At 36.0% G+C, this 12,017-nt stretch carries 13 protein-coding genes and 1 pseudogene; 8 read left to right on the top strand and 6 right to left on the bottom strand.

What is annotated here, in order from left to right; translation table 11 throughout:
* Positions 1 to 12: 12 nt before the first annotated feature.
* Positions 13 to 330, bottom strand: a complete 318-nt coding sequence (locus BXO87_RS10720; RefSeq protein ID WP_228842193.1) for a DoxX family membrane protein — start codon at positions 328 to 330, stop codon at positions 13 to 15.
* 253 nt (positions 331 to 583) lie between these two features.
* Complete coding sequence (locus tag BXO87_RS10715) at positions 584 to 1,087, bottom strand: RrF2 family transcriptional regulator (RefSeq protein ID WP_038464541.1); 504 nt, start codon at positions 1,085 to 1,087, stop codon at positions 584 to 586.
* A 195-nt stretch (positions 1,088 to 1,282) separates the two neighbouring features.
* Between BXO87_RS10715 and BXO87_RS10710 the strand changes: the two genes are divergently transcribed.
* Together BXO87_RS10710 and BXO87_RS10705 are read left to right on the top strand one after the other, a co-directional pair.
* Positions 1,283 to 1,924 (top strand): FMN-dependent NADH-azoreductase, encoded by a 642-nt coding sequence (locus BXO87_RS10710; RefSeq protein WP_038460596.1) that lies wholly within the window; start codon positions 1,283 to 1,285, stop codon positions 1,922 to 1,924.
* A gap of 316 nt (positions 1,925 to 2,240) precedes the next feature.
* Complete coding sequence (locus BXO87_RS10705) at positions 2,241 to 2,639, top strand: hypothetical protein (protein WP_051590124.1); 399 nt, start codon at positions 2,241 to 2,243, stop codon at positions 2,637 to 2,639.
* A gap of 169 nt (positions 2,640 to 2,808) precedes the next feature.
* On the opposite strand, the gene BXO87_RS10700 is transcribed toward BXO87_RS10705, so the two are convergent.
* On the bottom strand, positions 2,809 to 3,720 hold the full coding sequence (locus BXO87_RS10700) for a DMT family transporter (protein ID WP_038460593.1): 912 nt from the start codon (positions 3,718 to 3,720) through the stop codon (positions 2,809 to 2,811).
* A gap of 127 nt (positions 3,721 to 3,847) precedes the next feature.
* Here BXO87_RS10700 and BXO87_RS10695 point away from each other — a divergent pair, with 127 nt between their 5' ends.
* The gene (locus BXO87_RS10695) at positions 3,848 to 5,296 is read left to right on the top strand and encodes an aminotransferase-like domain-containing protein (protein WP_038460590.1); all 1,449 of its coding nucleotides are present in this window, start codon (positions 3,848 to 3,850) and stop codon (positions 5,294 to 5,296) included.
* A 42-nt stretch (positions 5,297 to 5,338) separates the two neighbouring features.
* Here BXO87_RS10695 and BXO87_RS21270 read toward each other — a convergent pair.
* Positions 5,339 to 5,477, bottom strand: a pseudogene (locus BXO87_RS21270) (DUF255 domain-containing protein); the annotation flags it as partial.
* Between the two features lie 426 nt (positions 5,478 to 5,903).
* Here BXO87_RS21270 and BXO87_RS10685 point away from each other — a divergent pair.
* The 3 genes from BXO87_RS10685 to BXO87_RS10675 all read left to right on the top strand — a co-directional run bounded on the left by BXO87_RS10685 (position 5,904) and on the right by BXO87_RS10675 (position 8,197).
* On the top strand, positions 5,904 to 6,863 hold the full coding sequence (locus tag BXO87_RS10685; protein WP_228842194.1) for a S8 family peptidase: 960 nt from the start codon (positions 5,904 to 5,906) through the stop codon (positions 6,861 to 6,863).
* A 14-nt stretch (positions 6,864 to 6,877) separates the two neighbouring features.
* Positions 6,878 to 7,663: an SAR2788 family putative toxin gene (locus BXO87_RS10680; RefSeq protein WP_038460585.1), complete on the top strand. Its 786-nt coding sequence runs from the start codon at positions 6,878 to 6,880 to the stop codon at positions 7,661 to 7,663.
* 75 nt (positions 7,664 to 7,738) lie between these two features.
* Positions 7,739 to 8,197, top strand: coding sequence for a hypothetical protein (locus tag BXO87_RS10675; protein WP_038460583.1), 459 nt, complete (start codon positions 7,739 to 7,741; stop codon positions 8,195 to 8,197).
* Between the two features lie 128 nt (positions 8,198 to 8,325).
* Here BXO87_RS10675 and BXO87_RS10670 read toward each other — a convergent pair whose 3' ends face one another.
* Together BXO87_RS10670 and BXO87_RS10660 are read right to left on the bottom strand one after the other, a co-directional pair.
* Positions 8,326 to 8,871 (bottom strand): hypothetical protein, encoded by a 546-nt coding sequence (locus BXO87_RS10670; RefSeq protein ID WP_007615038.1) that lies wholly within the window; start codon positions 8,869 to 8,871, stop codon positions 8,326 to 8,328.
* A gap of 820 nt (positions 8,872 to 9,691) precedes the next feature.
* Complete coding sequence (locus BXO87_RS10660) at positions 9,692 to 10,477, bottom strand: 3-hydroxybutyrate dehydrogenase (RefSeq protein ID WP_032875362.1); 786 nt, start codon at positions 10,475 to 10,477, stop codon at positions 9,692 to 9,694.
* A gap of 118 nt (positions 10,478 to 10,595) precedes the next feature.
* Here BXO87_RS10660 and BXO87_RS10655 point away from each other — a divergent pair, with 118 nt between their 5' ends.
* The gene (locus BXO87_RS10655) at positions 10,596 to 11,504 is read left to right on the top strand and encodes a LysR family transcriptional regulator (protein WP_038460581.1); all 909 of its coding nucleotides are present in this window, start codon (positions 10,596 to 10,598) and stop codon (positions 11,502 to 11,504) included.
* A 104-nt stretch (positions 11,505 to 11,608) separates the two neighbouring features.
* Positions 11,609 to 12,010, top strand: coding sequence for a carboxymuconolactone decarboxylase family protein (locus tag BXO87_RS10650; RefSeq protein ID WP_076851330.1), 402 nt, complete (start codon positions 11,609 to 11,611; stop codon positions 12,008 to 12,010).
* Positions 12,011 to 12,017: the final 7 nt, after the last annotated feature.

Below are 12,017 nucleotides of genomic sequence, written 5' to 3'. Positions count from 1 at the left end.
GTATATTATATCCTACCCTCTTCTAAAACCTAGAGCGAAAATAATCAACATAGCACCACTCAATACAGCAGTTATTCTTGTTTTGAAACCAATGATCAAAAGTATTCCTAAGATGGTTTCAAAAATAGTTGCTATCCATCCTGCTATCGGTACAAGAGCATCTGGTATAAAAGGAGTTAAGGTAGCGACATAATCCGTGTAATTTTCAATATTTCCCCATACGGCATTAGGCTTGCCAGGTGTCCCACATATTCCAAATCGATTGGCTACAGATGTTAAAAAGCTAATTCCTAAAGCGAGCCTAAGGTACAGGGGCATTAATGCTTTCATTTTACATTCCTTTTTTGAAATTAGTCCGTAAAATAAGAAGATTGTTATTCTCGTTTATATGAGACTATATAAATCGACGATTAACATAGTCTTTAATATGAGTATAACATTTGCGCTTTCTTATGCAAGAGAAGCACCAATAGGTACGGCATTGTTTTTACAAATTCAAACGTCGAGATGGAAAACGAAAAAACATAATATGACTTGTAATTTAAAGGCATCTTGAAGCACAAAAAAGCTCTGACTAATTAATTTAGTCAGAGCTTTTTTTTATGAAGTATTCCCGAGTATCTGTCCTTGTTTTTTTAGGCAATACTACGTCCAATTCTTTATTTAACCATGCGAGCGTTTTATTACGAAGATAATTACGCATCTGTTCTTCTGCTTCAAGCATTACCAAGTTAATTGTACAAGAAGAATTGCTGGATTCACAAGAGTTGCATTTGTCTCGATAAAGTAGACCATTGCTTACAATATTTTTACATTGAAAAATGGGTTTTGGTCCTTCAACAGCCTCTAATATATCCCAAAAGGAAATATCTTCTGGAGATTTTGCTAACCTATATCCTCCCTTTACACCAGGGACAGAATTTACAATACCAGCTTTAGATAATTTACCGAAAACTTTTGAAAGAAATGTTTCTGAAAGTCCTTGGAACTCTGCAAGGTCCCGAATCCCGACACTTTCCTTGGAGGGAACATCTATTAAATAAACCAGACAATGTAAAGCATATTCAACCCCAACACTGTACTGCATATAAATTCACCTGCTTTTGATTTTAAGGGTTATCACATTGTATCTTAGGAGTATTTTTGATGATAGTCAATCTTAAAACCCTTCTTTAGATATTATTTGTTCCGTTTGACAAAATAAAATACAAGGTTTATATTAGTGACCGAGTTAATCGTCGATCAATATAGTCTTTAATGTGAAATAAAAGGAGAGTTTCAAATGAGCAAAACACTTATCATTAACGCACATCCAAAAGTAGATGATACATCATCATACAGTTTACGGGTAATGAACCACTTTTTAGAGGCTTACAAAGAATTAATTCCAGAGAGTGAAGAGCTTGAGCAAATTAACTTATATAGTGATGAAGTGCCTATGATTGATAAAACAGTTTTAAGCGCATGGGATAAGGCAGGAAAAGGCGAAGAACTGACAAGTGATGAACAAAAAGTAACAGAACGCATGACAGAAGTATTGAAACAATTCAAAAGTGCAAAAACGTATGTCATTGTTTTGCCTTTGCATAATTTCAATATTCCATCAAAATTAAAAGACTATATGGACAATATTATGATCGCACGTGAAACATTTAAATATACTGACACTGGGTCAGTAGGTCTGCTTAAAGATGGACGAAGAATGCTTGTCATACAAGCTAGCGGATCAATTTATACAAATGATGACTGGTATGAAGAAGTTGAATACTCAAATAAATATTTGAAATCAATGTTCAATTTCCTCGGTATTGAGGATTATCAAATTATCCGAGTGCAAGGAACAGCCTTACTGAGTCCGGAGGATGTTTTACAAAAAGCAAATAAAGAAGTTGAAGAAGCTGCTTCAAGATTAGCAGGTAAATAAGAAATAGTATGAAGATCATTGTTGCTGGGGGGGACTGGAGTAATTGGTCGGGCCCTTCTTCCTAAAACAGAACGGCCATCAAGTATTTGCATTGACCCGAGGTAATCGGTCGAACACGTTCCTCAAAAGAATAGGGGTAACTCCTGTAAAAGCAGATGCAATGGATCGAGATGCTGTTCTTAATGCTTTTAGGAAAATTTAACCTGAGTTTGTTGTCCATCATCTTACCTCTTTAACAGGTTACAATCTTGAAGAAAAAGCGAGAATCAGAATTATAGGTGCGCGAAATACTGTTGATGCGTGTCATGAAGTTGGAGTGAAGAGGATAATTGCTCAAAGTCTTTCTTTTGCTTATGAACCCGGATTAATACCTGCCAATGAAGACGTCCCTTTAGATCTCGACGCACCGAATCCAAGGAAAATAAATGTAATTGGAGTGGCATCATTAGAATCAGCAGTTGCTGAATTACCCGATTTAGTAAACAACATTAAAACATTGCAAGAAGATGGGTTGAACAATATCTCATTTGAAGTAAATCATGACACGTTAGAGCATCTTCTAGCGTGTTTTTTTATTTGTGAAAATGAAAAACCTGTCAAGAAACAAAAGACATACAATAACCGCAATAAAAACGAAAAGAATAATTTAATCAATAGACACTTTGTATCTTTTTACATTTTAACTTTGTCAAGAAATGTTCAATCTGCCGTGTGAATTTTCGAAATTCTTTAGGGGAGTGGGGGAATTTGCTTGCAACTTGAACAAAGGTAACGCCCACAACCCCGTAAACTGGCACCCTTGGGGAGAAGAAGCCTTCGAAACCCAAGTCATTAAAAAAGAGAACTGCTTATGACTCTATTTTCAGGGTTAAACTTCATCTACCTTATTGCTTTTTAGATAAGAAATAAGGATTTAAAATCTTTATCATTTTATTTGCTGTTAGATAAGTGAAACACACCCCGGCGACTGTAACCATCCCGCCTGTCAATGCAATAAACGTGGGTACTTCACCTAACCACACCCAAGAAATGGCCAAGGCTACGGCTGGTGTTAGATAAAGTGAAATGGTTGCTTCTGAAGCACCGACGAGTGAAGTGACATATGCAAGTGCAAAGTAAGGGATAACCGTTGGTAATAAACCTAAGTAAACGATAGACCATGTGGAATTCATCGATGCGTGAACAACTTCTCCCCATAACCCCGGAAGAAATACCAGCATTGGCAATGTCGCGCCCCAAATAGTGAATGTAACGAATGGAATAAAACCATACTTTTTTATATAGCGAGTTTGAAAGACAAAATAGATACTCTCTGAAAAAGCAGCCAGCAGAATGAAAAGAATGCCTTTTGCTGAATGAGTATAGTTTCCTGCCCCAAATGAAATGATCGACACACCCAATAAACTTATGATAGAGCCAATCCATTTATAAAGCCCAAAATGTTCACCAAAAAAAAGACGAGATAACATTGCAGAAAAAATAGGTGTCATGGTCACGAGTAAGCTTGCTACCCCTGCGCTGACTGTTTTTTCTCCGATATTCAGCAAAATGTGATATAGTGCAAAACCTAAAAATCCTAAAGATAAAATAGCAGGGATATCCTTCATGTCAGGTAAACGCATATGAGTCAAAACAGCAAAAACCACCAGTGCCATTGACCCAATCAACAAGCGAAACAAAGCGAGGTGTTCCGGTGTGTAACTCTCCAAACCCGCGCGAATTCCCGGGAAAGCTGATGCCCACAACCCAATCATCAGACTGTAAGATATGCCGATTCGAACTGTTTTCTTTCGCATCCTTCTCACTCCTCTTTACAAAAACCAACCAGTTATTTAATGTGTTCTATATTAATAAAGATTTGATGATATGACTTCAACCAGTTAAATAGATTTTGATCCAACCACTTTAAGGAGGATACTTTTTATGAGCGCTCCAGAAGAAAAAAAGATGAGAAAGCTTCCTAAGTACATACAAATCATTCAATTTATAAAAGAGAAAATAGGAAATGGAGAATGGCCGATTGGAAGTAAGATTCCAAGCCAGCGCACGCTTGCCAAACACTTTGAGGTGAATAGGAGCACAGTCATTACAGCTTTAGAGGAATTGATGGCGGATGGATTAATCGAAGGCAGAATGGGCAAAGGGACAGTTGTTACGAACAATACATGGACACTTTTGGCTAAGAATTCCGCCCCTGATTGGGATCAGTATGTAACCTCCGGAATCCAGCAGCCAAGCCAAAAAATCGTTCAAGAGATCAATAAATCAGAATCAAACTCCGATCTTATACAGCTCAGTAAAGGAGAACTTTCAAAGGAGATTTTTCCTTTAGCTGTTATGAAAGAGATGATGGGAAAGGTATCTCAAAACATAGAGGCATTCGGATATGAGGAACCAAAAGGATATTTACCTTTGAGAGAGGCATTAAGCGGCTATTTAAGAACAATCGGCATTCAAGCTTCTCCTTCTTCCATTCTTATTGTTTCGGGCGCACTGCAAGCCATACAGCTTATATCAATGGGGCTTTTACAAAGGGGATCGACCGTATTTCTCGATCAGCCGTCTTATCTTTATTCGCTGCATGTATTTCAGTCAGCCGGGATGAAGCTGACTGGAGTTCCTATGGATAATGATGGACTTTTGCCTGAACATATCCACATGGCAAGGGGGGAGCGGGGGAGGGCTATCTTATATACAAATCCCTGTTTTCATAACCCGACAGGTATTTTAATGTCAGAACGGCGACGAGAAGAAATCCTTGCGGCAAGTGAGAATGCACAGCTTCCCATTATTGAAGATGACATTTATCGTGAGTTATGGATAGATGAGATTCCTCCAGATCCTATTAAAACAATTGATAAAAATGGGCATGTGCTTTACATAGGCAGTTTATCGAAAACATTAAGTCCGGGTTTGAGGATTGGATGGATCGTCGGTCCGGAACCAGTGATTGAACGTTTATCCGACATAAAAATGCAAACAGATTACGGCTCCAGTTCGTTATCCCAGAGAGTAGCGGCAGAGTGGTTTACATCCGGTGAATACCAGCAACATCTAGAACAGGTGAGAAGTCAATTAAAGGTGAGAAGACAATTGGTCATGAGTCTTTTAGAAACCAATTTGAAGAATGTCGCTGCATGGAATATGCCGAAGGGAGGATTCTTTGTCTGGGTAAAAATATTGCCTCCACTATCTATGAAATTACTTTATACAAAAGCTTTGACAAAAGGGATACTTCTCAATCTCGGCAGTATCTATGCTCAAGAAAAAGGGAATTATATTCGCTTATCATATGCTTATGCATCTCTTGAAGACCTTCAAAAGGGAATTTATGAATTGGGTTTGATGATTAAAGAATTGGCAAGCAGATAAATATATAATGATTACTTTAATAGAAAGAGACATGCTATCAATGACAAGAATCGGCTTGTTTTCGCGTTTCGCTTTTTCAAATGCTTCTTCTTCCCAAGGGTGCCAGTTTACAGGGGTGTGCGTGTTGAAGTAAATGGAGACATCTCAGCGATTAATCTATTGGGTTGTTGTTAGTTGGCATGGGCTCACCTGCTTTCATTATCCTGGGAATTTTTGGAGATAAAAAGAGAAATCGCCGGCGGTCAAATTCGATTAAGTTAAATGGCGGATTGTTCGCTGACTACGGTTGGGGTACTGGTTAAAAAGTACCGAGTGAAAGAGAACTTGATATTTAAAGAGCTGTAAGAGAAAGATTATCTTCAAAACCGTCACTAGCAGAAGTCTTCAAAGTTATTTAAGTTAATATGCCAGTCTTTATTGAGATTTGTTTTAAATATGTATTTGAAGGTCAATTTTCTTTATCATGACTAAGAATTATACTACTTTATAACTGCAATCTATTAATGAAATATTTCCTAAAATAACTTTGATTTTTAATTGTACATTGTTATAATATATTTGTTATTCTTGGCCAAGGATGAGAATATTTACAAACCTTCAAAAAGTGGTGTTAGCAATTAAAAAACCTCATATTTTATTATTTATATTAATCTTTACATTAGGTTTTTTTGCGTGCTTTTTATTCATTTTTAAGCATATAGAGAGAAATGAAACAGAAAAAGTTAATCATAACCGTGTACAAGAAGTACCATGGGGGGTGAAAAAAATCAATGCTGCTTCAATATGGACTTTAAGAGAGAAACAGAAAGTGAAAGTTGCTATATTAGACAGTGGTATTGATAAAGAACATAAAGATTTAAAAGGGAAAATTAAAGGAGAATTTAATCCAATAAACATGACTTTAACCTCAGATGATGATGTGGGGCATGGAACTGCTATTGCAGGCATTATAGCAGCTAAAGATAATAGCTTTGGATTAGTTGGAATTGCTCCAGACACTGAAATATATTCAGTTAAAGTACTAAATTCAAAAGGAAAAGGTTCGCTAGATAACCTTGTTAAAGCTATAGAGTGGTGTATTGATAATAATATTCACGTAATAAATTTGAGTTTTGGATTATCCAAAGATAAACCGTTGTTAAGAGCTGCAATTGATAAAGCAGTAAACAGTGGGATCATAATCGTTGCAGCCGCAGGTAACAATTATGGCGGGGATGTTGATTATCCAGCAGCTTATGAAAAAGTTCTCTCTATTAATGCTGTAGATAGAAATAATAAAATAGCTAACTTTTCACCTAAAGGAAAGATTGACTTTTCCGCACCTGGTGTAGATATACCGATACTATCCCTCAATAATGGATATAAAACTGAAAGTGGTACATCTTTAGCAGCTGCACATGTTACCGGCATAATATCATTAATTTTACAAAATAGAGATAAATTTGGAATTGATTCAAAAGAGGATATTTATAATCAAGTTAACCGTGTATTGTCCAAATTATCCATCGATCTTGGAAAGAAAGGAAGAGATGAAATTTATGGAAAAGGCTTTTTATCTTTTAAGTAAAGGGGTTACTTTCAATGAAATGTTTTAAAAAGAGTATTGCAGTTTTTTTAAGTCTAGTATTAACTTTTACTTTTATTTTACATAATGAATCAAAAGCTGAGGCTTTAAACAGTAAGGATTACCAAATTGTTACAAACGATGAAGAGAAATTAGTAATCACAGCAGAAAAAGGCGGAGTTAAAGGTTTAATGACTTTAGATAAAGAAAATATGAAGCTTTCATTAATAACCGATGAAATTTCGCAGAAGACTGGTGAAAAAGGTAAAGAATATAAAATTAATATTGAAAATGCTACAAATGAGAAGATAGAAGCAACTTTTACTGATACGGAAACAAATAAAAAATATGAGATTAATTCAGATGAGGTAACAGCTTCTTTTGTTTGGTTTATACCTGTAGGAATAGTTATTGGAGAGGCACTTTTAGCGCATTTAATTTCAATTGGATTAGCTGTGACTATTTCAGGAGTGACTTATGTTGCCTATTCTGAGTTTAAGAAGCGAAAAAGAACCTATTCTCATTATATGGCAGTAAGAAAGTCTAAAGGATTATTTATCGGTAATGGTTTGAAAAGACCTGCTGCAATTGCACGCCTTAAAAGGGGTGATGACACTTGGTCTACGTCGAAGAACAATGCCAAATCTATTGCTAAAGCCGCAAGTCCGATTAAAAAAATAGTTGGTCCGGAGATAGATAAAAAGGGTAAAGGTAAACATTATCATTATCACTCGATCTCTAGGTATAAACATGGAAAAGGTGTCCGTATGAAAGCTCATGCTTTCTATGGTGCAGCAAGATAATATAGATTAATTTATAAACACCTAACTTTAAAGTAATTAAAAGATAGGAGATTATAATAGGAGAAGGAGGTAACTATGTTAATTATTGATCACAACCCAAAGGATCAGCTGTATTCAGAGTTAATTGATTTGGCTTTCGAGATTTGCGATGAATTTCATTTAGTTTTAAGAAAAGATATGGGATCTTTAAAATCATTCGATTCTCTGTTAAAAAAACTTGAAAGTTCGTTGAAAGTAATGAAAGAGCAATCAGAATGGGCCAGTACTATTCTAGGAGACAATCAAAAAGCAAAAGTTTATTACTATTATACAGATGAAAACGCAAAAAACATTCTGAAAGAATCCGCAAATTCTTTATATGCTTGGGAGCAGCCACATTTACCAGAAGACTTGTCTTTTTTCAAAGATGGAAAGGAGTGGTTGGTAACATGCTCTCATGAAGAAGAAAGTTATATCGATACTGAAGATGATAAAGAAATACAAAGAATATTGAGTATACCAGGATTAAAAGTGCATTTTGAAAAATGGGATTAAAATCATTCAACTTTTTATAAAAGAGTTTCATGGTTTTTAGCGAATAATAATATATATAAGTAAGGAAACCGTATAGAATGGTTTCCTTACTTATTAAACCAACATTATTCAATTGGGATTTTTCTTGTTTATTTCTTGACTAATACATATTGTTTATCTTCCAAATAGAATATATGACTAAGGTGATTTATATCTTTAAACTTTATATGTTTTCCAAATTGTGAATTATTTAAATTGATAACGACATCCATACTTTCATCTTTATCTTCATCTTCATATCCATCTAAGCAGGAATATATTTCAATTGATTCACCTTTTGACAAGTGTTTTTCGATGAAAAGAAAAAGTGATTTAATAGATTTACGTTGGCCAGGTGTATTGTTGGCGTGTAAGTACCCTTGTAATTCATATATATAAGGATGTGTGAATTTGTTTCTGACTGCTTCATATTCAGGATCTAAATGAACAATATCAATTCCGTATGCATCTTCCTCTGTGTCATAAACCTTTACAAGTGAATTTTCGCTGTTCTTTCGATTTTTTTTAACTTGAGAGCATTTGTTGACATCAATTCCTTTTATTTTTAGTTCAGAAATGGGCTTAAGTGTAGGATTCCTGCCATACTCACCAATAGGAAGTTCTTTGTCAGCCCCAATAAAATGATGTAAAGTCAATCTATTTCCTCCTTTATCTTATACAACTAAAAATACTCAATCTGACTTTGGATAATGAGATCTTTTTTGGTGTGTTTTACTATGATACCCCGTGTTTGCTTGCCTCATCAAGGCTTGATAATGTTTGGAGACTGAAGATGGATGATGGGCCTGATTTTTAGGCACAAGTTTTTCTTTAGGGAAAGAGGAACCGAATTGAATTAATTTAATTTAATTGTTATATTGTCGACGCATACTCCATCAATGTCCATTTAGATTGTATTTTTACAGCTGCAGCTTTTTCTTCGACTATTTCTAACGGTCTTTCAAGTTGATTATATATGTATCCGGAAAATTAAGTATACCGTTTGGCCAATTTCAGCGTTATGAAGATTTCGTTGCCAGAATACCAACAATTGAAGAAAAATTGAAGCAGAATAGCATTAAATCTACTCTGCCGGATGCTCATGCTGCTAAGATGAAAAGTGCGGGCGCATTATGGGGAGAGGGGAATCTTACACACTTATCTGCAGCTTCACCGACATACTTTGTAAAAGAACCCCCCACAACTTCTTCGCATTCTGCAAGACAACAACTATTCCGCTGCTTTTTAACATTCTCACATTAAAGGATTCAGGATAAAAAAGCCGCCAACAAAGCGGCTTTTCTTAAGTTAAGATGCAAAATGTTAAAAAAAGGTTAATCTTTGCCCTCCTTGTTTTATTCAAACTTCAATCTGTATGGCTATGTCTTTCCTAGAAGAACATCGGCTTGGTTTATGAAGAGTAAATCATTCACAGAAATTCTTATATCTACAGATGAAGAATAGCGCTTTTTCAGATTATTGGGCTGTATAACCGCCGTCCATTACGACGGCCTGCCCTGTAACACCTTTAGCTTTGTCACTGGCGAGGAATACTGCGTAATCAGCGATTTCTTGCACGGTTAACAAACGTTTTTGAGGAACCAAGGGGTAAATGACTTCTTCAAACACCTTTTCTATAGAAATGCCTCTAGTCTCTGCAATATCTTTTAACTGGTTTTGCACCAATGGAGTGTCGATATATCCCGGACACAAGGCGTTGACAGTAATTCCGTATTCCGCTCCTTCTAATGCTGATACTTTAGTTAAACCGATCAAACCGTGTTTAGCGCTGCAATAAGCTGCCTTCCCTGCAAAACCAATTAAACCATTTATGGAAGCCATATTGATGATGCGGCCAAATTTTTGTTTTTTCATCAAAGGGAATACTCTTTTTGTCGCACTAAAAGGAGCAGTAAGCATTAATTTCAGCATAAATTCAAATTTATCAGTCGGGAAGTTTTCTATATCCGATACATGCTGAATCCCCGCATTGTTTACCAGAATATCCAATCGCCCAAAGGTTTCAAGTGTCTTAGAGAAACTTTTTTCAACTTGTTCTTCGTTTGTTACATCACAAACTGCAGAGAGGACTTCGTATCCTTGTCCCTTAAGTTCCTCAGCTGCATGATGCACGGCTTTTTCGTTCAAATCGGAAATTACCACTTTTGCGCCTTCTTTAGCGAATTCACGTGCAATTTCTAAACCAATTCCGCTAGCCGCGCCTGTAACAAGAGCAACTTTACTTTCCAATAATTCACTCATAGTAACCCCTCCAGGAAACATTTTGGTCTCCTAAAAGTTTACACCCGGCAATTGTATAAGTAAAATGAATAAAAAGAATATAATGTATTCGTTAAACTTATGGAATGGAGATCATACGATGGATATACGCCAAATCACTTACTTTCTTGAAGTTGCTAAATCCAACAGTTTTACTAAGGCATCAGAAAATTTGCATTTGTCACAGCCTGCCTTAAGTAAGATGGTTAAAAGTTTGGAAGAGGAATTAAAGGTTGAGCTCATTGATCGATCCGCTAGACAGATCGCATTGACAGATGCAGGCGAAATTGTATTTGAACAAGGCCAAATGATTATGAAGTCAATAGATGACTTGTCGACGAACTTATACGATCTTTTACATTTAAAAAAAGGAAAAGTGAAAATTGGAATACCGCCGCTTATCGGTGTCTTATTTTTTCCTAAAATCATTAAAGGATTTAAACAATTGTATCCTGATGTGAACATCAAGCTGATAGAACATGGGGGAAACAAGGTGAAACAGGAGGTTGAAGATGGGGTACTGGATCTTGGAGTGGTTATTGAACCAGTGGACGAAGAGCAGTTTGATATCATTCCATTGCTTAATGAAGAACTGATGCTCTTCGTTCATTCCGCTCACCCGCTTGTTCATAAAGAGATTGTGGAAATGCAAGACTTGAAAAATGAACCTTTCATCCTGTTTAGTGAAGATTTTTCTCTTCACGATCGGATTATTCAAGAGTGTATTAGAGCCGGTTTTCGTCCAAATATCGTTTATGAAAGTTCTCAATGGGATTTTATCAGCGAAATGATTGGAGAAGAACTAGGTGTCTCCATTTTCCCTCAGTCTATAGTGAAAAAGACTGATCAAAGTTTAGTTAAGGCAATCTCCATTGTTAATCCATCAATTCCTTGGAAAGTGGCGATTATTTTAAAAAAAGGTAAATACGTTTCACACGCAGTACGCGAATTTATCCGGTATATTTCATTTTTTTGTAAGAGTAATTACGTAAATCAAGATAACTCATGAAAAAAATGAATGGTTTTTATAGTTTTTATGTATTTTACGGTTAGAGAGGGCTGCGATATATTATCTTATGTCAGAAAATAAGTACCTTTCAGGAGGAAATTCAAATGGATCAAAGCCGTTACCAACAAGGTTTAGACAAATTAATGGAGTACACTTTAACAAGCGATGATAAAATCTCTACGCATTTAAAGATTTCTGAAGACTTGAAAGATATCGCCCCAGATGTAAGTAAGTACATTATAGAATTTGCTTATGGAGATATATATTCACGGCCGGGATTAACCAATCAACAGCGTGCGCTTGTTACCATTTCATCCCTTGTAACGCAAGGAACCGAGCCTCAGCTTGAACTTCATATCAATACAGGGCTTACATCCGGATTAACACCGACTGAGATTGTAGAGAGTATCACCCAATTGGTTCCTTATACAGGCTTCCCGCGTGTACTTAATGCTCTTTCAGTGGCTAAGAAGGTGTTTGCACAACGACATGTAGAAAACCATTGAGAAATAA

Source organism: Bacillus sp. GZB (genome assembly GCF_001975995.1).
GTDB lineage: Bacteria > Bacillota > Bacilli > Bacillales > Bacillaceae > Bacillus > Bacillus velezensis.
This window is presented reverse-complemented; position numbering and strand designations above follow the sequence as displayed.